This is a genomic window from Oceanicaulis sp. HTCC2633 (assembly GCF_000152745.1).
In the GTDB taxonomy this organism is placed as follows: Bacteria; Pseudomonadota; Alphaproteobacteria; order Caulobacterales; family Maricaulaceae; genus Oceanicaulis.
On record NZ_CH672428.1, the window covers coordinates 2,108,802 to 2,132,243 of the forward strand.

At 64.8% G+C, this 23,442-nt stretch carries 18 protein-coding genes; 13 read left to right on the top strand and 5 right to left on the bottom strand.

What is annotated here, in order from left to right; all coding sequences use genetic code 11:
* Positions 1–93: 93 nt before the first annotated feature.
* A complete protein-coding gene (gene infB / locus OA2633_RS10105; protein ID WP_009802447.1) occupies positions 94–2,691 on the top strand; it encodes a translation initiation factor IF-2 in 2,598 nt (865 codons plus the stop codon).
* A 67-nt stretch (positions 2,692–2,758) separates the two neighbouring features.
* Here the strand turns inward: infB and OA2633_RS10110 are convergent, their stop codons facing one another.
* Both OA2633_RS10110 and OA2633_RS10115 read right to left on the bottom strand, forming a co-directional pair.
* A complete protein-coding gene (locus OA2633_RS10110; protein ID WP_009802448.1) occupies positions 2,759–3,592 on the bottom strand; it encodes a phytanoyl-CoA dioxygenase family protein in 834 nt (277 codons plus the stop codon).
* Positions 3,589–4,224, bottom strand: coding sequence for a TetR/AcrR family transcriptional regulator (locus OA2633_RS10115; RefSeq protein ID WP_009802449.1), 636 nt, complete (start codon positions 4,222–4,224; stop codon positions 3,589–3,591). Before OA2633_RS10115 ends, OA2633_RS10110 begins: the two co-directional genes overlap by 4 nt.
* Positions 4,225–4,401: 177 nt before the next feature.
* Between OA2633_RS10115 and OA2633_RS10120 the strand changes: the two genes are divergently transcribed.
* From OA2633_RS10120 to OA2633_RS10155, 8 genes are all read left to right on the top strand, one after another.
* Positions 4,402–5,856: a TrkH family potassium uptake protein gene (locus tag OA2633_RS10120; RefSeq protein ID WP_009802450.1), complete on the top strand. Its 1,455-nt coding sequence runs from the start codon at positions 4,402–4,404 to the stop codon at positions 5,854–5,856.
* 20 nt (positions 5,857–5,876) lie between these two features.
* Positions 5,877–6,338: a DMT family transporter gene (locus OA2633_RS10125; protein ID WP_009802451.1), complete on the top strand. Its 462-nt coding sequence runs from the start codon at positions 5,877–5,879 to the stop codon at positions 6,336–6,338.
* A 72-nt stretch (positions 6,339–6,410) separates the two neighbouring features.
* A complete protein-coding gene (gene rbfA, locus OA2633_RS10130) occupies positions 6,411–6,833 on the top strand; it encodes a 30S ribosome-binding factor RbfA (protein WP_009802452.1) in 423 nt (140 codons plus the stop codon).
* Positions 6,833–7,786: a tRNA pseudouridine(55) synthase TruB gene (gene truB, locus OA2633_RS10135; RefSeq protein ID WP_009802453.1), complete on the top strand. Its 954-nt coding sequence runs from the start codon at positions 6,833–6,835 to the stop codon at positions 7,784–7,786. The genes rbfA and truB overlap by 1 nt, the downstream gene beginning before the upstream one ends.
* Positions 7,787–7,801: 15 nt before the next feature.
* The gene (gene rpsO / locus OA2633_RS10140) at positions 7,802–8,071 is read left to right on the top strand and encodes a 30S ribosomal protein S15 (RefSeq protein WP_009802454.1); all 270 of its coding nucleotides are present in this window, start codon (positions 7,802–7,804) and stop codon (positions 8,069–8,071) included.
* A gap of 105 nt (positions 8,072–8,176) precedes the next feature.
* The gene (pnp, locus tag OA2633_RS10145) at positions 8,177–10,306 is read left to right on the top strand and encodes a polyribonucleotide nucleotidyltransferase (RefSeq protein WP_009802455.1); all 2,130 of its coding nucleotides are present in this window, start codon (positions 8,177–8,179) and stop codon (positions 10,304–10,306) included.
* A 208-nt stretch (positions 10,307–10,514) separates the two neighbouring features.
* A complete protein-coding gene (locus OA2633_RS10150; protein ID WP_009802456.1) occupies positions 10,515–12,965 on the top strand; it encodes a prolyl oligopeptidase family serine peptidase in 2,451 nt (816 codons plus the stop codon).
* Positions 12,966–13,099: 134 nt separating this feature from the next.
* Entirely contained in the window at positions 13,100–15,202 is a 2,103-nt protein-coding gene (locus OA2633_RS10155; protein WP_009802457.1) for a PAS domain S-box protein, read from the top strand.
* A gap of 70 nt (positions 15,203–15,272) precedes the next feature.
* Here the strand turns inward: OA2633_RS10155 and OA2633_RS10160 are convergent, their stop codons facing one another.
* Both OA2633_RS10160 and OA2633_RS10165 read right to left on the bottom strand, forming a co-directional pair.
* Positions 15,273–16,817 (bottom strand): porin, encoded by a 1,545-nt coding sequence (locus OA2633_RS10160; protein WP_009802458.1) that lies wholly within the window; start codon positions 16,815–16,817, stop codon positions 15,273–15,275.
* A 104-nt stretch (positions 16,818–16,921) separates the two neighbouring features.
* Complete coding sequence (locus OA2633_RS10165; RefSeq protein WP_009802459.1) at positions 16,922–17,743, bottom strand: LytTR family DNA-binding domain-containing protein; 822 nt, start codon at positions 17,741–17,743, stop codon at positions 16,922–16,924.
* A 185-nt stretch (positions 17,744–17,928) separates the two neighbouring features.
* Here OA2633_RS10165 and OA2633_RS10170 point away from each other — a divergent pair, with 185 nt between their 5' ends.
* On the top strand, positions 17,929–19,092 hold the full coding sequence (locus tag OA2633_RS10170) for an acyltransferase family protein (RefSeq protein WP_009802460.1): 1,164 nt from the start codon (positions 17,929–17,931) through the stop codon (positions 19,090–19,092).
* Between the two features lie 147 nt (positions 19,093–19,239).
* Positions 19,240–20,802: a sulfotransferase gene (locus tag OA2633_RS10175; RefSeq protein ID WP_009802461.1), complete on the top strand. Its 1,563-nt coding sequence runs from the start codon at positions 19,240–19,242 to the stop codon at positions 20,800–20,802.
* Positions 20,803–20,805: 3 nt separating this feature from the next.
* On the opposite strand, the gene OA2633_RS10180 is transcribed toward OA2633_RS10175, so the two are convergent.
* Positions 20,806–21,630 carry an enoyl-ACP reductase gene (locus OA2633_RS10180; RefSeq protein ID WP_009802462.1) on the bottom strand — a complete coding sequence of 275 codons (825 nt, stop codon included), beginning with the start codon at positions 21,628–21,630 and terminating at the stop codon, positions 20,806–20,808.
* A gap of 267 nt (positions 21,631–21,897) precedes the next feature.
* On the opposite strand from OA2633_RS10180, the gene OA2633_RS10185 reads away from it, so the two are divergent.
* Both OA2633_RS10185 and OA2633_RS10190 read left to right on the top strand, forming a co-directional pair.
* Entirely contained in the window at positions 21,898–22,824 is a 927-nt protein-coding gene (locus OA2633_RS10185) for an acyl-CoA desaturase (protein ID WP_009802463.1), read from the top strand.
* A 93-nt stretch (positions 22,825–22,917) separates the two neighbouring features.
* On the top strand, positions 22,918–23,385 hold the full coding sequence (locus OA2633_RS10190; RefSeq protein ID WP_009802464.1) for a low molecular weight protein-tyrosine-phosphatase: 468 nt from the start codon (positions 22,918–22,920) through the stop codon (positions 23,383–23,385).
* Positions 23,386–23,442: the final 57 nt, after the last annotated feature.

Below are 23,442 nucleotides of genomic sequence, written 5' to 3' on the forward strand. Positions count from 1 at the left end.
CTTCCCGGAGGCGACCTGAACAGATGACGGACCCTCGCGCACGCGGCGGCGGGGCTCCGCCCGAAGATATGTAAAGCCGCGGCAAGGACGCTTATGAGCGACGCTGACGAACGCAACAACTCGGGCCGCAAGCCTCTCTCCCTCGGTGGACGTTCCTCTGGGACCGTGCAGCAAAGCTTTGCGCGCGGACGTCAGAAGTCTGTCGTTGTCGAGAAGAAGCGCAAGCGCCCGGGCGGGCCTGCCGGCAAGGACGCCGCGACAGGCAAATCCGGCGCGCCCCAGAGCCAGAAGGACAAGGCGCGCGCTGCGCTGGCCGCCAAGGCCAAGCAGCTGGGCCTGTCCGAAGAAGAACTGATCAAGCGCCAGCAGGCCATTCTGCGCGCGCGCGCCGAACAGGAAGAGCGCGCCGCCAAGCAGAAGGCGGAAGAAGAGGCCCGCCGCGCCCGCGAGGACGAGGAGCGCCGCGCGCTCGAGGACATGCGCAAGCGCGAGGAAGAAGAGCGCCAGCGCCGCGAAGAGGAAGAGCGCCGTGCGGTGGCTGAAGCCGAAGCGGCTCGCCTCGCTGCGGAACAGGCCAAGAAATCCAAGAAAGCGGCGCCCGCCGCGGATACGGCTGAAGAGCCGTCCGTGAAGGCGCCGTCTCGCAAGGCTGACAAGAGCAAGGACAAGACTGAGCGCGAGGAGTCTGACGACAACCGCAACATTCTTGAGTCCATGGGCGGCCGCGTGAAATCCAAGAAGGTCGCGCCGGGCGGGGACAAGGCCCAGCCTTCGCGCACCAAGGAGCCCAAGCGCCGTCAGGGCAAGCTGACCATTCAGAACCTCGTCGAGGATGATGAAGGTCGTCAGCGCTCCCTGGCCTCCATGCGCCGGGCCCGTGAACGTGAAAAGCAGCGTCGCCAGCAAGGCGGCCAGTCCCGTGACAAGGTGTCCCGTGAAGTGGTCGTGCCCGAAGCGATCTCCGTGCAGGATCTGGCCCAGCGTATGGCCGAACGCGCCGCGGACGTGGTGAAATACCTGATGACCCAGGGTCAGATGGTGCGCGCCAATGACATGCTGGACGCCGATATCGCCGAGCTGATCGTCGAGGAATTCGGCCACACCATCAAACGCGTGTCGGAATCCGACGTGGAAGAGGGCTTCATCTCCGAGGAAGACACCGAAGAGAGCAAGCTGCCCCGTCCGCCGGTGGTGACCGTCATGGGTCACGTCGACCACGGCAAGACCTCGCTGCTGGACGCCCTGCGCTCCACCGATGTGGCGGCGGGCGAAGCCGGCGGCATCACCCAGCATATCGGCGCGTATCAGGTGGCGCTGAAATCGGGCGAGAAGATCACCTTCCTCGACACCCCGGGCCACGCGGCGTTCTCCTCCATGCGCTCTCGCGGCGCGCAGGCGACCGATATCGTGATCCTGGTGGTGGCGGCCGATGACGGCGTCATGCCGCAGACCATCGAGGCGATCAGCCACGCCAAGGCGGCGAACGTGCCGATGATCGTGGCGGTCAACAAGGTCGACAAGCCCGACTCCGATCCGCAGAAAGTGCTTCAGGAACTGCTTCAGTACGAAGTGTTCGTGGAGGACATGGGCGGCGACGTTCAGGCGGTACCGGTCTCGGCGCTGAAGAAGACCGGTCTTGATGAGCTGACCGACGCCATCAACCTGCAAGCTGAAATGCTGGAGCTGAAAGCCAATCCGAACCGCTCTGCGGAAGGCGTGGTGATCGAATCCCAGGTCGACAAGGGCCGCGGCCCGGTCGCGACCTGCCTTGTGAAGCGCGGCACGCTCAAGCGCGGCGATATCGTCGTGGCGGGCGCGCAATGGGGCAAGGTGCGGGCTCTGGTGAACGAGCGCGGCCAGCAGATGAAAGAGGCGGGTCCGTCCCTGCCGGCCGAGATTCTCGGCCTGGACGGCGCGCCCGAGCCGGGTGAAGTCTTCGCCGTGGTGGAGTCCGAAGCCCGCGCCCGTGAGCTGGTGGAATACCGCGAGCGCGTCAAGCGCGACAAGGCGGCGGCGGCCCGGACGGGCGGCGGCGCCTCGCTCGAGCAGATGATGGCCAAGCTCAAATCCAACGAGGTTCAGGAGCTGCCGCTTCTGGTCAAGGCGGACGTGCAAGGTTCGGCCGAAGCGATCATTGGCGCTCTGGAAAAAGTCGGCAACGAGGAAGTCCAGGCCAAGATCATTCACTCCGCCGCCGGCGGCGTGTCCGAAAGCGATGTCCTTCTGGCGCAAGCCTCCGGCGCGCCGATCTTCGCGTTCAACGTCCGCGCCAACAAGCAGGCGCGCGATCTGGCCGAGCGTGAAGGCGTGGAGATCCGGTATTATTCGGTGATCTACGATCTGATCGACGACGTGAAGAACACGCTCGAGGGCATGCTGGCGCCGGAGAAACGCGAAACCTTCATCGGCTACGCGCAGATCCTGGAAGTCTTCAACATCACCAAGGTGGGCCGCGTTGCGGGCTGCCGCGTGACCGAAGGCGTGGTGAAGCGCGGCTGCGGCGTGCGTCTGCTGCGCGACGACACGGTGATCCACGAAGGCCATCTGTCCACGCTCAAGCGCTTCAAGGACGAGGTTCCCGAAGTGCGCGCCGGCACCGAGTGCGGCATGGCGTTCGAGAACTATCACGACATTCAGGTCAATGACGTGATCGAATGTTTCGAGGTCCAGGAAATCCAGCGTTCGCTGTAATCCCGGTCTTCAGACACAAACAAAGGGCGGCTCGATGAGCCGCCCTTTTTCGTGCGCGTTTCACAGCCTAGTCCAGCAGACGATTGGGATGCATGCCGTTCACATGGCCCATGAAGGGCGGGTGGATCTGATAGCCCAGCAACGAGGGCAGCGGCGCCTTGAGCGTGCGGACGATCTGGGGCGGAACCGCCAGGCTCATATTCTCCTGCGTGCGCAGCCAGGGCGCGCAATATTGCGCGGTCAGGGCCAGCCGCCCCTGCTGCGTGGCGTTCTCTCCGCCCGCATGCCAGAGCCCGCCATGGAAGACCAGCGCATCGCCGGGCTCCATCACGGCGGGACGCCAGACATCGGTGTCCTCGGGCTCCCGCCCGGACCGCCAGAGATGGGAGCCGGGCCAGGTGCGGGTGGCGCCATTGTCCCGGGTAAAGGGGTCAAAGGCCCAGATCACCGACAGGCCGTGACGGGCGTCTGGACGCATGTCCGGATAGAATCCGTCATCCGCATGGGGCATTTGCGGGGTCTCGCCCGGACCGATATTGATGCCCAGACAGGCCGATAGAAGCGGCTGGGCATGCAGGCGCGCCTTGAGAAGTCCCAGGATCTGCGGATGGGCGATCAACGGGTCCAGGGCCCGGGTCTTCGCCAGAAGGGCATAGGCGCGCTGGGTGCTGAACCCTTCAAAATTGTTCCGCCCCGTGGGCCCCAGAAGATCGCGCAGAGCGGTATCGGCGGCCTTCAGAACCTCCGCGCTCAGCAATCCCCTGAGGATGACATAGCCATTGCTGTCATAGCTGGCGAGGGTATCGGAGCCGGGGGTGATGCTCTCGGTTTCAGAGCGCTTATGCGTGCCCGCCAGATCCTGGGTGAACAGGTCGGAGGGTTTTTTCAGGGTCGGCGTCATGACTTGCTCCCCACTCTCAGGCCCAGGCTCTGGGCGATCAGGATCCAGACGTTGCAGGCGAGCTGCTCGGCGTCCGGGTTCGGGTCATCCAGCAACGCCAGCGTCATGGCCTGGCGCAGGCCGCCCAGCACGAAGGCGGCGGCGATTTGCGGGTCGGCCTGTCGCGGCAGGTCGCCGTCCGCCTGGCCCTGGGCGATATTGCGGGCGCCGCGCGCCACGAGGTCCGCCATGCAACGCGATTCTGCATGCACGACCGCACTGGACCGGCCCAGCGGCCCGAACAGGGTGCGGGTAAAGGGTTCGTCGATGAAGAAGCGCACGACGGCCTGCACGCGCTGCGCTTCACGCTGAGCCCAGGTTTCACCGCGAAAATGCGTGTTGGCGACCCGGACATAGCGGTCATAGAACTCCTCGACCACGGCCGAGAGAAGCCCGTCCTTGGAGCCGAAATGATGATAGGCCAAACCGGCCGAGACGCCGGCGCGCCGGGCGATGTCGGTGATCTCGGCGGCGCCCTCCCCCTCGATGAGCGCGCCGCGCGCCGCATCAATGAGCTTTTCGCGCGTCTGCCGCCCGCGCGGCGTCGGCGCGGCATTGTCATTCGGCGGGGCGTCGTGAAGGGGTGTGTTCATGGGGTTTCATCTCCTGACAACAGGCTGAATTGAATTCAATTCAAATGCAAGTCTGATGCAGGGGGCGCGCTGCAGTCAGGACGGACTTGAACCGCAGGGATCAGAGGTATACAGACGCCGCCTTATCGCACATGGCCGATCCCCGGGGTTTCCGGGCAGGGCTCTGGAGGTGCGCGCATGATGACTCGCATTCGCAATGTCGCCCTGATCTGGGGCGTGCTGTGTCTGGGTCTCGCGGCGCTGGCTTTCCTGCACATGCTGGCGTCCCACCTTCTGATCCATGACGGCGCCGGCGAGGGGTTCGCCGCCTGCGTGCTGATCTCCGGATTTGTAGGCGGCGTGCTGACGCTGGTCGGACTGGGCGAGCGCGCGCATCTGGGCTTTCGCGGCGCGGTGATCCTGACGCTCGGGGCCTGGTTCGGCCTGCCGCTCCTGATGGCCATTCCCCTGCACGAGGATGCCGTGGGTCTGAGCATCACCGACGCCATCTTCGAGACCGTGTCCGGTCTGACCACGACGGGATCGACCGTCATCAGCAATCTTGACGCCCAGCCGCCCACCCTTCTGGTCTGGCGCGCTTTGCTGCAATGGATAGGCGGGATCGGCATCATCGGCATCTCCATCGCCGTCCTGCCGCTCCTGCGCTCGGGCGGGATGCAGCTTTTCCATCTGGAATCCTCGGACCGGTCGCCGGAAAAGCTGATCGCTCGTCCCGGCCATCTCGCCAGCGTCATCGCCGGGCTTTATCTGGGCCTCACCTGCCTGTGCGCGCTGGGCTATGTCCTGTCCGGCATGAGCGGCTTTGATGCGGTCCTGCACGCCCTCACCACGGTGTCGACAGGCGGGTATTCCACCACCGACCAGTCCATGGGCGGGTTCTCGGCCGGCGCGCAATGGGTGGCCATCGTGTTCATGCTGGCCGGGGCGATCCCGTTTCTCGCCTATGTGCGGGCGGTCAGCCGCCATGAGGGTCGACGTCCGGGCGCCTTTGAGGAAATCGTCGGACTTCTGGTGATCGTGGCGCTGGCGAGTCTTCTGCTGTTCGCCGCCGAGCTGGGCGGGCCGCCCGAGCATCCGGACGCGGTGCGGCTCGCCATCTTCAACACCGTCTCTGTGCTGACCACCACCGGCTATGCGGCGGGCGACTATCAGCTCTGGGGGCCGCTGGCCATGGCCACCATCTTCATCCTGACCTTTCTGGGCGGGTGCGCGGGATCGACGGCCGGCGGCTTCAAGGTGTTCCGCATCCAGATCATGCTCAAATCCACCTGGGCGAGTCTGCAGGCGGCGTCCTCCCCGCATGCGATCACGGTGGCGCACCATGCCGGACGGCGGCTGACAGCGTCGGACAGCGCCTCGGTGGCGCTGTTCGCGGGTTTGTATGTCGCCTGTTTCGCCATTGGCGCCGTCGCCCTGTCCGCCTTCGGCCTCGACTTCCTGACCGCCGTGACCGCGTCCGCCACGGCCATCGCCAATGTGGGCCCGGGCCTTGGCGACATCATTGGACCGGCGGGCAATTTCGCTACACTGCCCGACCCGGCCAAATGGCTGCTCTGCGTGCAGATGTTGCTGGGCCGCTTGGAAATCCTCGTGGCGCTCTATGTCTTCACGCCCCGCTTCTGGATGCGCTGATCCAAGCTGAAGGACCGCCCATGTCGCTGAACGCTGTCGCCCCTTACGTGCTGACGCTGGTCGCGGGCGCCATGGTGGCCGCCCAGCCGGCCTTCAACGGCCAGCTGTCGGGCCATCTGGGCTCGCCGATCCGCGCCGCGCTGGTCAGTTTCACGGCCGGCGCGCTGATCATGCTGGCGACCGTCTCCGTGGTCGCCTTCCGGTCCGGCTGGCCCAGCCCCGAGCGGATCATGAACACGCCGCCGCATCTGTTCGTGATCGGAGGCGCGCTGGGCGCCCTGTTCGTCACCACCGCCGCCTGGGCCACGCCGAAGATCGGCACGGGCTCCTTCTTCGCCCTGCTGTTCGCAGCCCAGCTGATCGCCGCCATGGCGATCGACCATTTCGGCCTCTTCGGCATCGAGGAACGGTCGGTGACGCTGATGCGGCTTCTGGGCGCGGGGCTTCTGACCCTGGGCGCCTGGCTGGTGGTCAATCACTAGAGCGGGGCCGCCCTTGCAATAGGGGCGCAGGCGCCGTACACCCGCGCCCTTCGCAATCTCGATGCGTTCCGGTTGGACTCCGGCCGCGTCCAGGCGACCCAAGAGGAATTCATGAAAGCCCAGTCCCAACGCCAGCTGCGCGCCGGTGAGCTCGTGCGTCGTGCGGTGTCCGACATTATCCGCGAAGGCCGCGTGCACGACCCGCATGTGAACACCGCCGCCGTGACCATCACCGAAGCGCGCGTCAGCCCCGATCTGCGCCACGCCACGGTCTATGTGGATCTTCTGGGCGGGGGCGATCGCGAGGCCGTGGCCACCGCGCTCAACCATGCCGCCGGCTTCATCCAGCGCGAGCTGGGCCGTCAGATCGAGCTCAAGTTCACGCCCAAGCTGCGCTTCGCCGTCGATGACCGCATCGACGATGTGCGCGAAGTGGATGCGCTGCTCGACCGGCCCAGCGTCAAGCGCGACCTTGAAGACGGGGATGAGGACTGATGGCCCGTCGCAAGAAGGGCGAGAAGATCCATGGCTGGCTGATCCTCGACAAGCCGCTGGAAATGACCTCCACCCAGGCCGTGTCCAAGACGCGCTGGCTGCTGAATGCGCAGAAGGCGGGCCATGCGGGCACGCTGGATCCGCTGGCGTCGGGCGTGCTGCCGATCGCGTTCGGCGAGGCCACCAAGACCGTGCCGTTCGCCCAGGAGAGCTCCAAGGCCTACAAGTTCACCCTGCGCTGGGGCCGGTCCACGACCACGCTCGACGCCGAGGGCGAGGTGACGGGCGAGAGCGATGTGCGTCCGAGCCGGGATGCGATTGAAGAGGCGTTGGGTCAGTTCATCGGCGAGATCGAACAGGTGCCGCCGAAATTCTCCGCCATCAAGATCGATGGCGAACGCGCCTATGATCTGGCGCGCGCCGGGGAAGAGGTGGAGCTCGCCTCCCGCCCTGTGCGCATTGACGATCTGCGCCTGCTGGACGCGCCGAGCCCCGATCTCGCCGTGCTCGAGATGAAATGCGGCAAGGGCGCCTATGTGCGCTCGGTGGCGCGCGATCTGGCGATGGCGCTGGGGGCGGAAGGCCATGTGGCCGCGCTGCGCCGCACCAGGGTCGGCCCGTTCAGCGCCGCACAGGCTGTTTCACTGGACGTATTTGAGGATTTGGTCCATAAGGGCCACGCGCTGGAGGCCCTGCTTCCGGTCGAGACCGCGCTGGACGACATCCCGGCGACGGCCGTGACCGAGGACGAGGCGTTTCAGTTGAGGCAAGGACGCTCGATCGTACTGCCTCCCCGGCGAGCTTCAGAGCTGCGCGACCTTCGCCAACCCCGCGACATTGCAGGGAAGGATTTCTCGAAGGCTGTCGTGGCCATGGGGACGGACCGGGCTATTGCGATCGGCGAAGCACGCGCGGGCAAACTCTCGCCTGTTCGTGTCTTTCAATGGGATTAGGAGCCCGAATAGACGATGTCGATTACGGCAGAACGTAAAGCCGAACTGATCAAAGAGTACGCCCGGGGCGAAAACGACACCGGGTCGGCTGAAGTGCAAGTGGCGGTGCTGACCGAGCGTATCGCGAACCTGACCGAGCACTTCAAGACTCACAAGAAAGACAACCACTCTCGCCGTGGCCTGCTGAAGCTGGTCTCCCAGCGTCGGCGTCTTCTCGATTATCTCAAGAAAATCGATGAAGATCGCTACAAGGCGATTGTTCAAGCCTTGGGTCTGCGCCGCTAAGCGCAATCCAGAGGGACGCCGGCCGCCAATGGGCGCGCCGGCGTTTCCTTATCCGGCGTTCGCAATCCGGCGACGCCGAATTACGACCGTACGAACGAGAGATACATGTTCGATATCCAAACCGAAACGATTGAATGGGCCGGCCGCACGCTGACCCTCGAAACCGGCCGCATGGCGCGTCAGGCGAATGGCGCGGTGCTCGCCACCTATGGCGAAACCACCGTCCTCGCGACGGCGGTCGCACAAAAGGACGTCAAGCCGGGCGTGGACTTCTTCCCGCTGACCGTCAATTACCAGGAAAAATACTTCGCCGCCGGCAAGATCCCGGGCGGCTATTTCAAGCGCGAAGGCCGTCCGACCGACAAAGAGACGCTGACCTCGCGCCTCATTGACCGTCCGATCCGCCCGCTCTTCCCCAAGGGGTTCAAGAACGACACCCAAGTGATGATCACCGTGCTCAGCCACGATCTGGAAAATGATCCCGATGTGGTCGGCATGATCGGCGCCTCCGCCGCCCTGTGCCTGTCCGGTCTGCCCTTCCTGGGTCCGATCGGCGCAGCGCGCGTGGGCTACAAGGATGGCGAGTACATCATCAACCCGACCGTCGCCGAGATGGACGACACCGAGCTGGACCTGGTGGTCGCCGGCACGTCCGACGCGGTGATGATGGTGGAATCCGAAGCCAAAGAGCTGTCGGAAGAAACCATGCTGGGCGCCGTCATGGCCGGTCATGAGGCGTTCCAGCCCGTGATCGATATGATCATCCGCCTGGCCGAGAAAGCCGCCAAGGATCCGTGGGAATTCGAGCCGGAAGATCATTCCGACCTCGAAGCCAAGGTGAAGGCGCTGGTGGGCGACGAGATCGCCAAGGCCTACACCATCACCAACAAGACCGAGCGTCAGGCGGCGGTCTCTGCGGCGAAAGAGAAAGCCGTGGCCGAGCTGGCCGCGACCGAAGAGAACCCCGACGGCGCCGACATGGTCGTGCTCAAGGACGTTCTGAAGGGCGTGGAAGCCAGCGTCGTGCGCGGCGGCATCATCAAGACCGGCAAGCGCATTGACGGCCGCTCGCTCGATCAGGTCCGCCCGATCGTGTCCGAAGCCACCGTCCTGCCGCGCACCCACGGTTCTGCGCTGTTCACCCGCGGTGAAACGCAGGCCCTGGCGGTCGTGACCCTGGGCACCGGCGAGGACGAGCAGTTCATTGACGCCCTGACCGGCACCTACAAGGAACGCTTCCTGCTGCACTACAACTTCCCGCCCTATTCCGTCGGCGAGACCAGCTTCCGTCTGGCTCCGGGCCGTCGTGAAATCGGCCACGGCAAGCTCGCCTGGCGCGCGCTGAACGCCGTGATGCCGAACGCGGAAACCTTCCCCTACACCGTGCGTCTGGTGTCCGAGATCACCGAATCCAACGGCTCGTCCTCCATGGCGACCGTGTGCGGCGGCTCTCTGGCGCTGATGGATGCGGGCGTTCCGATCACCCGTCCGGTGTCCGGCATCGCCATGGGCCTGATCAAGGATCCCGAAGGCGTGGCGGTTCTGTCCGACATTCTGGGTGACGAAGATCACCTCGGGGACATGGACTTCAAGGTGGCCGGCACCGAAGAGGGCGTCACCAGCCTTCAGATGGACATCAAGATCGCCGGCATCACCAAGGACATCATGCAGACCGCGCTGAACCAGGCGAAGGGCGGCCGCATGCACATCCTTGAAGAGATGAACAAGGCGCTCTCGGGCACGCGTGAAGCTCTGAATGAGCACGCGCCGAAGATCGAGACCATCCAGATCCCGACCGACAAGATCCGTGACGTGATCGGGTCGGGCGGCAAGGTCATCCGCCAGATCGTCGAGGAAACCGGCGCGAAAGTGGACGTCAACGATGAAGGCCTGATCAAGGTCTCGTCGGTGTCCGCGGACTCCATCAAGGCGGCGCTCGACTGGATCAAGGGCCTGACGGCGGAGCCGGAAGTGGGCGAGATCTACAAGGGCAAGGTCGTGAAAGTCGTCGATTTCGGCGCCTTCGTGAACTTCTTCGGTCCGCGTGACGGCCTCGTGCACGTCTCGCAAATGAAGAATGAGCGCGTGGGTCACCCCAAGGACGTGGTCAGCGAAGGCCAGGAAGTCTGGGTGAAGCTCTTGGGCTTTGACGATCGCGGCAAGGTGCGCCTGTCGATGAAAGTCGTCGACCAGGAGACCGGCGAAGAGATCGCGGAAGAGGGCGGCGAGGACTAGTCCTCACCCCTCTGATCGCAAGATCAGAAGAAACCCCGCCGGAGCGATCCGGCGGGGTTTTTTGTTTGTCTCTGGCGGCTCAGGTCAGCTCCATCGCCTGGGCAGGCTGCGCGTGTCCGCCTCCCTTACCAATCCGTCATTCTGCGGACAGGCAAAGCTCCGTTAAACTCCCTCCCGAATGCGAAAACGCAAGTCAGGGGAGGGCTTTATGTCCACACTTATTCGCGCCGCTCTGGGCGGCGTTCTGGTGCTGAGCGTCAGCGCCGGAGCCGCCATGGCTCAGGACGGCTATCGCCTGCCGCCGCAGGATATCGTTGATATCGTTGACGCGCCGCCATCGCCCTTCACCACGCTGTCGCCGGACAAGCGCCATCTCTTGCTGCTGCATCGCGAAGGCTTGCCGCCGGTCTCCGAACTGGCGCGCCCGATGGAGCGCCTGGCGGGTCTGCGGCTGGATGCCGAGACCAATGGTCGTCACGGCCCGCGCTCGGTGGTCGGCCTGTCCGTGATCGATCTGGATACGGGCGAAGAAACCGAGATCAGAACGCCTGAGGATGCGGGCCTGTCGGGCTTCACCTGGTCGCCGGACGGCTCCAAAGCCGCTTTCCTGGTCACCGACGCAGACTCCATTGGCGTCTGGGTGGCGGACATGGCCACCGGTCGCGCCCGCGTGATCATCCCCGAGGGCGTCAACGCCGTCTTCTCGGCGCTCGACTGGATGAATGACAACGAGACCCTTCTCGTGACCCTGGTGTCTGATGAGCGCGGCCCGCGCCCCGAGCGCGCCCGCGTGCCCGATGGCCCGGTGATCCAGCAGGCGAACGGCTATGAAGCGCCGGTGCGCACCTATCAGGATCTCCTGGGCGATGCCGAGGACGCCGCGCTGTTCGCCTGGCTGGCGGAAAGCCAGATCGTCTCCGTGGATGTGACCGCGCGTCGTCCGCGTCCGCGGCCCATTGGCGAGCCGGGGCTTTACTATTCGGTCGAACCGTCGCCGGGCGGGGAGTACCTGCTGATCGACGAGCTGAACGCGCCCTTCTCCTATGACGTGCCGTGGTCGAGCTTTGCCGAGACCACCGAGGTCTGGACCATGGGTGGCGAGCTGGTCGCCGAAATCGCCGATCACCCCATAGCGGACGGCGTGCCGATTGGCGGCGTCATCACCGGTCGCCGCAATATCGAATGGCAGGCGTCCGCCGCTGCGCGCCTGATCTGGGCCGAAGCGCTCGATGGCGGTGATCCGCGAGTGGAGACCGATCAACGCGACAGCGTCTGGGCGCTCGATGCGCCGTTTGACGGCGAACCGGTCGAGATCGCCCGCTTCGAGGATCGCTATTACGGCACGACCTTCACCTCCGAAGGCCAGTTCGGCATGGCGGTGGAATATGACCGCGATACGCGCGAGGTTCGCAACTGGCTGATCGACTTTGCCCCGAACGGCGCCGAACCGCGCCTGTTCGAGGAGCGTTCCATCCAGAACAGCTATGCCGATCCCGGCTCGCCGCTGACCATCCGCAACGGGTTCGGCCAGTCCGTCGCGGCTGTGATCGATGGCGCGATGTATTTCACCGGTGACGGCGCGAGCCCCGACGGGGACCGCCCCTTCCTCAACCGTGTGGATTTCAACACCTTCGAGACCACCGAGCTGTGGCGCAATGCGGGCGAGAACTATGAGGAGGTCATCGACATCCTGTCTGATGACGGCGCGCGCTTCCTGACCTCCTATGAGGACCCGGAAACCCCGCCGAACGTCTATCTGCGCGAGGGCGACGAGATGCGGGCGATCACCGCGTTCGAGAACCCCTATCCCCAGCTCAACGCCATCCGCAAGGAGCTGATCACCTATGAGCGCGAGGATGGCGTGCCGCTGTCGGCCACCCTCTACCTGCCGGCGGATTACCAAGAGGGCGATAAACTCCCGCTTCTGATCTGGGCCTATCCGCTGGAGTACAATTCCGCCTCGGACGCGGGTCAGGTGCGCGGTTCGCAATACCGCTTCTCACGGGTGGCGGGCACCAGCCCCCGCTTCATGGTGACCCAGGGCTATGCGCTGCTGGAAGACGCCACCATGCCCATTGTCGGCGATGATCCGGAAACCGTGAATGACACCTTCGTGCACCAGCTGGTGCTGTCGGCGGAAGCCGCAATCGCGGACAGTGTGGAGCGCGGCTATGGCGATGGCGAACGGGTCGCGATCGCGGGCCATTCCTATGGCGCGTTCATGACCGCACACCTGCTGGCGGGATCGGACCTGTTCCGCGCGGGCATCGCCCGCTCGGGCGCCTACAACCGCACCCTGACGCCGTTCGGCTTCCAGTCCGAGCGCCGCACCTATTGGGAAGCGCCGGAATCTTACTATCGGCTCTCGCCCTTCATGCACGCCAATGACATTGATGAGCCCATGCTCATGATCCATGGCCAGATGGACAACAATTCGGGCACCTATCCGATCCAGTCCGAGCGCATGTTCGCAGCGGTCAAGGGCAATGGCGGCACGGCCCGGCTCGTCATGCTGCCCTATGAAAGCCATGGCTATCGGGCGCGCGAGAGCGTGCTGCACGTGCTTGCGGAATCCATCGACTGGCTGGATACGTATGTGAAGCCCGAAGAGCCGGTGGTCCCCCATGTGCCCGATCAGGGCGAACGCGAAGCGGAGTAGGCGCTTCAGCTCCCCACAAACAGCGCCCCGTCGGGTCCTCCGGCGGGGCGTTGTGCATGGTACGCATGCTTCAAACGCTATTAACGAGAACGGATTTCACATTCGGCTTCAGACCCATGTCGTGAGGAGCCAGGATGCGGAATCTGCTTGGAAGCTCACTTGAAAAACAGGCGCTTGAACAGGCGATCGACGCCGTCGTCACCATTGACCCGAACAACAGGATCATCTTCTTCAACGCCGCCGCCGAGCAACTCTGGGGGCTCAAGCGTTCGGAAGTCATGGGCCAGAACGTCAAGATTCTGGTGCCGCCCCATTTGCAGGCGGGTCATGACGGGCTGATCAACGCCAACCGGCAGGGCGCCAAGGACAAGATCGTCGGCACTTCGCGCGATATCGAGCTTGAACGCCGTGACGGCGTGAAACTCTGGGTCAATCTGGCGCTGTCGCGGGTGAAAAGCGGCTCGAAGGTCTATTACACGGCTTTCGTGAAGGATGTGAGCGCCGAGCGCGAAGCGCGCGAGACGACACGCCAGATCCTGGACCAGGCGCTGGACGCCGTCGTCTCCATCAACGACCAGAACATCATCACCTATTTCAATCGCTCCGCCGAGCAGTTGTGGGGTTATGAGGCGGACGAGGTGGTCGGCCAGAACGTCAAGATGCTGGTGCCCCGGGAGTTCCGCGCCAATCACGACACCTTCGTCAACGCCAACCGCACGACCGGCCAGGACAAGATCGTGGGGACGTCCCGCGATGTGGAGATCGAGCGCAAGGATGGCGAGCGGATCTGGGCGAACCTGTCACTCTCCAAGGTGCGCGCCGGCGAGAAGATCTTCTACACCGCCTTCGTCAAGGACATCACCGAACAGCGTCGCAGCCGGGAGACCATCACCCAGACCCTGTCCCAGGCGCTCGACCCCGTGGTCACCATCAATGCGCGCAATGAAGTCACCTTCTTCAACGCCGCGGCGGAACGCTTCTGGGGGTACAGGGCCGAGCAGGTGCTGGGTCAGAACGTGAAGATGCTCGTCCCGTCCGAAATCCGGGACAAGCACGATGATTATGTGAACGCCAACCGGACCACGGGGGTGGACAAGATTGTCGGGCGCTCGCGCGAGGTGCTGGTGGAGCGCGCGGACGGCCAGCGCGTCTGGGGCTCGCTGTCGCTGTCCAAGATCCGCGTTGATGGCGAGGTGTCCTACACCGCCTTCGTCAAGGATGTGGACGCGGAGGTCCGCAATCGCGAGCAGTTCAAGCTCTTGTCCCTGGTGGCCGACGAGACGGACAATCTCGTCATCATCACCGATGCCCAGGGCCTGATCGAATACGTCAATCCGGGCTTTGAAAAGCTGACCGGCTATACGTCCGAAGAGGTGATGGGCCGCAAGCCGGGCGAGTTCCTTCAGGGGCCTGAGACCAGCGCGGAGACCCGCGCCAAGATCCGCCAGCAACTGCATGCGGGCGCGCCCTTCTATGACGAGATCCTGAACTACACCAAGTCGGGCGAGCCCTACTGGATCTCCATGTCGATCAACCCGGTGCGCAACGACGCCGGAGAGCTTGTCCGCTTCATCTCCGTTCAGGCCAACATCACTGACGTCAAGCTCAAGGCCAAGGAGTTCGAGACCCGCATGGCCGCGATCACCGAATCCAATGTCGTGCTGGAATGGGCGGCGGATGGCGCGCTCACGCAGGGCAATGACAAGCTCAATCAGGTGATGGAGCGGATCGGTCTCAAGGACCGCAAGACGATGTCGCTGGACGCTCTGTTCACGTCTGAACAGGTCGAGCAGATGAAGCGCGGCCAGACCGTGACCGATGAGATCATGGTGAAGGGGGAGCGGGATACCGCCTGGCTCTCGGGCGCGGTCCAGGTATTGCTGGGCTTTGGCGGACGGGTGGAGCGCTTCACCATGTACGCCACCGATTCCACGGCCCAGAGAAAGGCCAGCGCCGAGACCCGGACGATTGTCAGCGGCGTGCTCGAACAGGTCAGCAAGATGGCGGAAAGCCTGCGCGACATTTCCGAACAGACCAATCTTCTCTCGCTGAACGCCAGCATCGAGGCGGCGCGTGCGGGTCAGCATGGCGCGGGCTTCGCCGTGGTCGCGACCGAGGTGCGGGAGCTGGCGGACCGCTCGTCCAAGTCGACAGACGAGATCGCGCGCGTGGTGGTCTCCACCCAGGCCAAGCTCACCGAGCTGGAGCAGGGCAAGGGGCTGGACAAGGCGTCCTGATCGCCTGCTCGCAAACAGAAAACCCCGCCGGATCGCTCCGGCGGGGTTTGTCTTGCGCGGCTGTGAGCGCCTAGAAGCTCGCCTGGACCCCCAGGGTGAACACATTGGTGCTCGCATCGCTTTCCGACCAGCTCTCGCCCGTGGGCAGATTGCCGCCGGACAGGAAGTTGAGCGGCACCCAGCCTTCGGTCCGGATCAGCTCGCCGAAGAGATTGACCGACGGGCTGATGAAATAGGATCCGCCCAGAACCCACTGGTCCTGCTTTTCCCAGGGCGCGCCGTCATCGCCGGACACAAAGCGGCTGAATTCGAACGACACCGCGAAGTCCTCGGTCGCGTTGAGGTCAAACCAGTAGCGACCGCCCAGGGTGAAGGCGCTCGGCGCCACGGCTTCGAACGCAGAGTAGATCGGCACCGGCGAGGCCGTGCCCGGCCAGTCCTCGGTGGTCGCCGCATACTCGCCCAGCAGTTCGAGCCGGCCCAGATCCGCCTGGGCATAGACGGCCCAGCCCGGATTGTTGTCGTCGCACGGATTGAAGTGGAAGACCGGATAGGCCTGGCAATAGGCGGTGGCCTCGGTATAGCTCGCGCCCGCCATCAGGGTGCGGCCCTCGGCCAAAGCGGCGGTGTAGTTCACGTCCACCGCGAAATTGTTCACCCGGCTGGGGACATTGGTGTCCTCGACCGGAGCGTTGTGGGCGCGGAATTGCGAGCCGCCCTGGATCGCCATGGCGCGCACGTGCAGGCCATTGTTGTAATAGCCGACCATGCCGCCCGTCGCGAGACCGGCGAAGGCGTGCCAGTTGGTGGAGTTGGTGAACGGGCTGACGGTGTCGTTCAGGCCGAAGGGCGTGTCCATCTTGCCGATGGCGGCGTACCAGGGGGTGCGCTCGAGATCGCCGAACAGCACGAAGGCGCGGCGCAGCTGGATCTGGTTGCGGTTGAGATCGGTCAGCGTGCCCGACCCGAAGCTCTGCTCGGGATCGTAGAGCATTTCCGAATACAGCGTGATGGAGTCCGTCATCCGGCCGGTCACGGCCAGCTGGGCGGAGTGCACCACGAATTCCGACACCGTCTCGCCGATCTGGTTGGCCGAGGTCGGGTGCCGCATCAGCCAGCCGAACTTGGTGTTGGAATTGCTTTCCTGATAGTTCGCCAGCGCAGTGACATCCCCGCTGAGGGTGACGCGGCGATCGAGCTCGCCATTGCGCGCGGCGTTCAGGATGGTCAGCGGGCGGGTGTTCACGCCTTCGGCGTGATCAAGCACCTGATAGCCGTATTCAGGGCTGATCCCGACCAGATTCTGATGGAAGTCATCGCCATGGCTCATGCCGTGACCACCTTCATGATGACCAGCGCCATGGTGCGCGGTCTGCAAAGGCGCATCGCCATGATGGCCCGGCGCAGCAGGGTGCGCCATGGACGGCGCTGAAGGCGCGTCCGCTTGCGGCAGCAGGCCCTGGGCCTGCATCACTTCGAGCAGCTGGCGGTTCATCGCCTCGAGTTGCTGAACGCGCGCTTCAAGTTCCTCGATGCGCGAATCATCGTCGGCCAGGGCTGGCGCAGCCAGGCCGAGCGACAGCAGGCTGACGCCTGCGATCAGTGCGAATTTCATTAAAGTCCCCAATACATAAACAAACGGCGTTGTCCCGAACGCCGAGAGAAAGGGCCTAGACCCTTTGGGGTTAATAGAAGTTATACGACGCGCCCGCCAGCGGGCTAGACAGCGGCCCTGAACCCGCGGCTGACCGGTAATATGCGTCCATCCGAGAGGCGCGCCTCGGCGTCGCCATCGCCGGTCGGAACCAGTTCGCGGATGGCGGGGCGGCAGGCCATGTGCGAGCGGTGAAGCCGCACCGGATCGGCGCCGGCCGACTGCAGCAGGCTGATCAGCCGGGTCAGCGTCATGCGCGCCAGATGCTCGCCGGTCTGGGTGCGCACCTCGACATAATTGCCCGCCGCGCTGGCGCTCAGGATCTCACGCGCCGGCAACCGGATTTCGCGGCCGCCGCTGCGCAGGGTGATCACATGATCGGTGCGGGCGTCCTCGCGCGCCGCCTTCAGGCGCTGACGGGCGTCCTCGAGCTCGCGAAACAGCGCCAGCATGGCGAGGATCAGGCCGTAGGAGAGGGCGTCCTTGCGAAACTCATAGCCGAACTCGCCCAGGACGCCGCCCAGGCCCTCATAGTCAAAGCCGAAGAGCGAGGGCCAGAGGCCCATGCGCAATCCGTTCATGACGCTCACATGCACGGCCGAGAAGATCACAGCGCCCAGGGCGTGCACAGGCAGGGCCGTCCGCCAGCGCTCCAGCGTCACGGGAAAGCGCCGTTCCAGCAGCGCGACCGGAACGAACAGCAGGACCAGCACGAGATTGCTGGTCGCTTCCAGCGTCAGCGCGCGCAGCCAGCCTCCGGTTTCCCCGGCGCGACGCCATTCCTCGGCCAGCGACAGCCCGTTCACCAGCCAGAAGGCCAGGGTGACGAGCGCGAAAACCAGCAGGGTGTGGCGCAGGACGCGACGTTCAAGATCGGGAGTTTGCATGGTGCGATCATGCCAAGCTCTTCCGCGCCGGGCCAGAGCCGTGCTGCGTCATTCGCCCCCGAAACGCCGCGACTCGTCCCCGGGGCGCCGATGCTGGTCCCGGCAGTCCGTCTTTCGCCCCGGATACATGGTCGACCGGCGCGCTCCCGACCAGAAGACGGGCTGGATCGATTGGGAGACGACACATGACTGAATCCGGACCTCGGGAGCTGGCCGCGCCACCCCGTCGCCATGATCTCGACTGGCTGCGCATCATCGCGTTCGGCCTTTTGGTGCTGTACCATGTGGGCATGTTCTACGTGCCCTGGGGCTGGCATGTGAAAAGCGTGCACGCCGGCCCCGGCGCCGAGCCGTTGATGAACCTTCTGAACCCCTGGCGGCTGGCGCTGCTCTTCTTCATTTCAGGCGTCGCGTTCCGCTATCTCCATGACAAGGCGGGCGCGTTGAAATTCGCGGTCGAGCGGACAGGGCGGCTTCTGCCCGTGATCGTGTTCGGCATGATCGTGGTGGTCATGCCCCAGACCTATTTCCAGCTGCGCGAGATGGGCGAGATCGAGCCCGGCATTCTGGCGTTCTGGCCGCATTACATCACCGATTGGGAGATCGCCGGCATCGCCGTGCCGACCTGGAACCATCTGTGGTACGTGGTCTATCTCTTCGTCTATGCGCTGCTGCTGGCGCCTGTGATGGGCCTGCTCAAGGCGTTCGGGCGCGGGCCCGGCGCAGGGCTGGGCCGGATCTGGGACAGCCCGTTCGGCCCGCTGGCCGTGATCGGGCTCGGATTTGCGCCGATGATGGTCTACCGGGTGCTGCTGACGCCGCATTTTGACGTGACCCACAATCTTGTCTGGGACTGGGCGAACCACGCCTACAGCTTCACCTGCGTGCTGTACGGGTTCTACGCTGCGAAGTCCGAACGGTTCTGGGGCGCGGTGGATCGCGCCTTGCCCTGGGCGCTGGGCTTGAGTGTGGCGCTGGGCGTTGTGCTGACCCCGATCTGGGCGCTCTGGTGGGATCAGGTGGCCGAGATGCCGGTCCCGCTCTGGCTCGCGCGCGCCGGCCGGGTGCTCTACGCCTGGTCCATGATCGTGACGCTCCTGGGGCTTGCCCGGCGCTTCCTGAATACGGACGGACCGGTGCGGCGGTATCTGACCGAGGCGATCTTTCCGGTCTACATCTTGCACCAGACGATCACCGTGGCGGCGGGCTACGCCCTGACCCGGATAGGCTTTGATGTCTGGACCGAGTTCGTGCTTCTGACCCTCATCACCTATGCCGGCTCCTTCGCCGGGTTCGAGATCATTAGGCGGATCCGACCTCTGAGGCCCCTGTTCGGGCTCAAGCTCTGATCTGCGCGCCCTGCATGCCCGCCATGCAGGGCGTTCGCGTTTCAGGCGTAGGCGGTCGCATCTCACGTGTGATATTTTGCGGACCGACCGACGGATGGCCCGCGCAAATGCGTATTCAGGCCGGATACGGTCTGGACATGGAACGGGATGACCCCAGAGTTCTGGCGTGCGATCGAGCGCGATTTTACCCAGGGGCGCTATCAAGGCGTTCTTGAGAGCCTGCGTCCGCTGATCATTCTGACACCGCCCAGCCTTCAGGCCTTCAAGGTGTTTGGCGCGGCGGCGATCGCGGCGGGGGATGTACCCGCCCTGGGCTGGGCCCTCTCTCAGCGTGACCGACTGGATGAAGCCGCCGCCCGGCTGGTGGTCGAGGTCTGGGCGATGGAGGCGGCGCGGCGCGAGCAGATGGAGCTCGCCGCCCGCCTGATGCAGCAGCTTTATGATCAGGGTTTGCGCACGCCGGATGCGATCTCGCGTCTCATCCGCTGGTCTATCGCCTCCTCGAACGTGGCGGGGATGAAGGCCCTCGCCGCCGCCGCCCTGCAGGACCATCCCGGCCAGCTCGAGCTGATGGAGGCGGTCGCCCAGCTTCATCTGGTTCATGGCGAGAAACAGCAGGCTGCCTGTCTGGCGCACGCGATTCTGGCCCAGGCGGGCGATCATGTGCTGGCCTTCGATCTGCTAGCAGAGGCCGAGCCCGATCTGGTCTGTCCCGACCTCATTGCGCGGTTTGAAGCGCTCGAACCCGGGCTGTCGGCCCGGACCGATCCGGCGGCTGCGACGCTGGGATTTGCGCTGGGGCGGGTGCATGAGGCGCAAGGCCGGCTGGCCCCGGCCTGGGCCGCTTTCGAGCGCGCCAACCGGATCCAGCGCCGCGTGCTCGCGCGCAGCGGGGCGCCAGTGACGCTGGCGCATGTGCAGCAGGTCTGGGCGCACGCCAGATCCGTGCAATCGGGGCTTGCCGCGATCACCGCCCCCGCTGCGCTCGCTCCGGCGGGGCCGCGACCGATCTTCGTGATCGGCGCGCCCCGGTCAGGCACGACGCTGCTCGAACGAATCCTGCGCGGGCATTCGGCGATTACCGGTTTTGGCGAGCGCGCCGACATGGCGCTGGCCTTTGAGCAGTTCTGCGCGCTTGAGGAGGGAACGCGGCTGGACCGGTTCGAGGCCCTGCGCGAGGGCTGGCGTCGCGCCTACTTGCTGCGCAACGCGCCGCAGACGCCTTTCATCCTCGACAAGCTGCCGTCCAATCTTGATCGGGTCGCGTTCATCCGGGCGCTGTTTCCGGAGGCGGTTTTGCTGCATTGCCGCCGGAACGCCGAGGATACGGCCGTCTCGCTCTTCACCAATGATTTCGGCTTTCGCCATGGATACTCGACCCGGTGGGACGATGCGCTGGACTTTGTGCGGCACGCCGAGGCCGTCGCCGCGCACTGGCGCGCGGCGGGGTTCGATCTCATCGAGGTGGGGTATGAAGCGCTGGTGGCGGACCCTGAAGGCGTGTTGTCGCCTGTCCTTGACCGATTGGGTCTGGCGTTCGAGCCGGGGTGTCTGAACGAACCGGACCCCAATGAGCCGGTCTTCACCCTGAGCCGCTCCAAGGTGCGCAACGCCATCGAATCGCGGGCGATCGGCCGGTATGCGCGATTTGTCGAGGCGGGCGCGAAACCGGGCGCCGAAGCGCCCGGTCTGCAAGGCGAGGGCCTCTAGGCGCTACTCGTCGATATCGGGCACGGCGACGGCGTGGAAGCCGGCGTCCACATGCAGGATTTCACCCGTGCACGACTTGCCCAGATCACTCAGCAGGTAGAGCGCGGAACCCGCCACGCCTTCCATGGTGGTGTCTTCTTTCAGCATGGACCAGTCCTTGCCGGTCTTCATCAGGGTGCGGCCGCCCGAAATGCCCGCCATGGCGAGCGTCCGCATCGGACCGGCCGAGATGGCGTTCACGCGGATGCCCTGCGGGCCGAGATCGCGCGCGATATAGCGGGTGGAGGCTTCCAGAGCGGCCTTGGCGACGCCCATGACATTGTAGTTCGGCACGACGCGCTCGGAGCCCAGATAGGTCAGCGACACCATGGCGCCGCCGCCCTCTTCCTTGGACGGCATCAATGCGCTGGCGCGCTTGGCGGCGTCCACGAAGGAGAAGGCGGAAATGTCCATGGCGCGCTGGAAGCCTAGGCGCGTGGTGTTGTGGGTGAAGCTGCCCTGCAGCTCGTCCTTGCCGGCGAAGGCGATGGCGTGAACGAGGAAGTCGAGCTTGCCCCATTTGGCCTCGAGCGCCTTGAAGCAGGCGTCCATGGACTCGTCATTGGTGACGTCGGCGGTCACCATGAACGGCTCGTCGCCCAGGCTCTCCACCAGCGGACGCACGCGCTTTTCCAGCGCTTCGTCCTGATAGGAGAACGCCAGCTCGGCGCCCTGGGCATGCAATTGCTGGGCGATGCCCCAGGCGATGGAGTTCTTGTTGGCCACGCCCATGATCAGGCCGCGTTTGCCCTTCATCAGCGTGCCGGTCGGAAGCTCGTTATCGGCCATGGCCGTCCCCTTCTTTTCGTGAGAGCGCCAGATCGCGCTGGCGCAGACTGGATGGACGGCGCAGCGCGGCGAACCGCTTTGCGCCCGGTGTCTCTGATGCGCTGATAGCGCACACCGGGCCGGGGTGTCGAGATTGACTGAGACGTGATACCCGACACAGCGTTTTGGCGTTGGTTAAACTTTAGCCGTCATGTCAGAATACTCATGGGGTCGGCGACTGAGCGCCGGGTGGGCGTGTGTCGCAAGTCAGGACTGTTGAGGACAAGCATGAAAGCCACTCCAACGCCGCGTTCGGTCGCTATTCCGAAGCGCATTGGCAATCTGGACTGGGCGAGCGTGTTCGCCGCCATCATCTACCCGGCCCTGGGCGTCCTGGGCCTCGTCATCGCCTTCACACTGGGCCTGCTTCTGAACGGTCTGACCCTGCACTGGTGGTATCCGGTGCTGGCGCTGTTCGTGGGCGCGGTGACGCTGGTGATCTGCAATTTCGGCATCGGCGTGCTGCATCGCGTCTGGCAGCACAAGGCGGGCGAGCTGAAGGCGCCCGCGCAAATCCTCACGGCGATCAATTGCGTCATCGCCATGCAGGGCAAGCTCAAGGACTGGGTGAACTATCACTCCCAGCACCATCGTCTGTCCGACAAGCCCGGCGATCCGCACAACCCGCATGAAAGCAAGCTGTGGGCGTGGATGGGCTGGCTGATCTTCCGCGATCCCAACGATCTGCAGCGTCCGACCGCCATGTGGCTGAAGGATCTCAAGACCGTGCAGATCCTCGATCGGCACTATTCCCTGATCACGCTGGGCGTGCACCTCATCCTGCCCGCGATCATCTATCTGGCCGTCTGGGCGATGGGCGGCTCCTTGCTGCTGACCTTCATCCTGCACGCCTCCGCCGTGACGGCGCGCGCCATCCAGTTCCACGCCACCATTCTGGGGGTGAACGTGTTCGGCCATCTCAAGACCCCGCGCTGGGCGGATTACCTGCTGGCGATCCTGACGGGCGGCGAGGCCTTCCACGACCATCACCATGACGAGCCGGTCAGTGCGCTGCACCTGCCGCGCCGGGGCGTGATCAATCGCCTGCTGGACTATAACGGCACGATATTGCTGGTGTTCGAGAAGCTGCGCTGGGCCAGTGATCTCAAGATCGCCCCGCAATTCAGCGTTCCGGCGCGGATCACCGCCGCTTAGGAAAGCTATCGTTAACCCCAGCTTCACGATGGGGGCGGTCTCCTGAACGAAGCGGGCTAGGGTCTCCCTGGCTCGCAGCGTCAGGAGGGGAAGATGCCGCGTCAAACGTCGATCCTGTTTGTGTGCACCGGCAATATCTGTCGTTCGCCGACCGCAGAGGCGGTCGCCAAGGCGATGGCGGAGCGGACGGGCAAGGAGCTCGTGCTCGATTCTGCAGGCACCGGGGACTGGCATGTGGGCGAACGCCCGGACCCGCGCGCCGTCAAGGTCGCCGAGGCGCGGGGCTATGACCTGTCCGGCATCACCGCCCGCGCCGTGACCGATGATGACTTCATCCGCTTTGATCATCTGATCGCCATGGATGAGGGGCATCGGCGCTGGCTGGCCGAGGCGCGCAGCGGGCGGCAATTGCCCGAAACCAAGATTTCCCTGTTGATGGACTGGTCGGTCGGGCTCGCCCGCACCTCCATACCCGACCCCTATTATGGCGAGGCGGCGGATTTCGAGCGCATGCTCGACCTCATCGAGAAAGGCTGTCAGGGGCTGATTTCTCGGGTTTGAGGGGTTCATGGGTCCCCGGATCAAGCCCGAGGACCGAGAGCAGAGCGCTTAAACGTC

Bases quoted from the DNA above. Each gene is read 5' to 3' on its own strand.
- OA2633_RS10180 (WP_009802462.1), bottom strand. From the start codon at position 21,630: ATGGCCGATAACGAGCTTCCGACCGGCACGCTGATGAAGGGCAAACGC.
- OA2633_RS10165 (WP_009802459.1), bottom strand. From the start codon at position 17,743: ATGCAAACTCCCGATCTTGAACGTCGCGTCCTGCGCCACACCCTGCTG.
- OA2633_RS10170 (WP_009802460.1), top strand. From the start codon at position 17,929: ATGACTGAATCCGGACCTCGGGAGCTGGCCGCGCCACCCCGTCGCCAT.
- OA2633_RS10155 (WP_009802457.1), top strand. From the start codon at position 13,100: ATGCGGAATCTGCTTGGAAGCTCACTTGAAAAACAGGCGCTTGAACAG.
- OA2633_RS10190 (WP_009802464.1), top strand. From the start codon at position 22,918: ATGCCGCGTCAAACGTCGATCCTGTTTGTGTGCACCGGCAATATCTGT.
- OA2633_RS10160 (WP_009802458.1), bottom strand. From the start codon at position 16,817: ATGAAATTCGCACTGATCGCAGGCGTCAGCCTGCTGTCGCTCGGCCTG.
- truB (WP_009802453.1), top strand. From the start codon at position 6,833: ATGGCCCGTCGCAAGAAGGGCGAGAAGATCCATGGCTGGCTGATCCTC.
- pnp (WP_009802455.1), top strand. From the start codon at position 8,177: ATGTTCGATATCCAAACCGAAACGATTGAATGGGCCGGCCGCACGCTG.
- OA2633_RS10175 (WP_009802461.1), top strand. From the start codon at position 19,240: ATGACCCCAGAGTTCTGGCGTGCGATCGAGCGCGATTTTACCCAGGGG.
- rpsO (WP_009802454.1), top strand. From the start codon at position 7,802: ATGTCGATTACGGCAGAACGTAAAGCCGAACTGATCAAAGAGTACGCC.
- OA2633_RS10125 (WP_009802451.1), top strand. From the start codon at position 5,877: ATGTCGCTGAACGCTGTCGCCCCTTACGTGCTGACGCTGGTCGCGGGC.
- OA2633_RS10185 (WP_009802463.1), top strand. From the start codon at position 21,898: ATGAAAGCCACTCCAACGCCGCGTTCGGTCGCTATTCCGAAGCGCATT.
- OA2633_RS10110 (WP_009802448.1), bottom strand. From the start codon at position 3,592: ATGACGCCGACCCTGAAAAAACCCTCCGACCTGTTCACCCAGGATCTG.
- OA2633_RS10120 (WP_009802450.1), top strand. From the start codon at position 4,402: ATGATGACTCGCATTCGCAATGTCGCCCTGATCTGGGGCGTGCTGTGT.
- OA2633_RS10115 (WP_009802449.1), bottom strand. From the start codon at position 4,224: ATGAACACACCCCTTCACGACGCCCCGCCGAATGACAATGCCGCGCCG.
- infB (WP_009802447.1), top strand. From the start codon at position 94: ATGAGCGACGCTGACGAACGCAACAACTCGGGCCGCAAGCCTCTCTCC.
- OA2633_RS10150 (WP_009802456.1), top strand. From the start codon at position 10,515: ATGTCCACACTTATTCGCGCCGCTCTGGGCGGCGTTCTGGTGCTGAGC.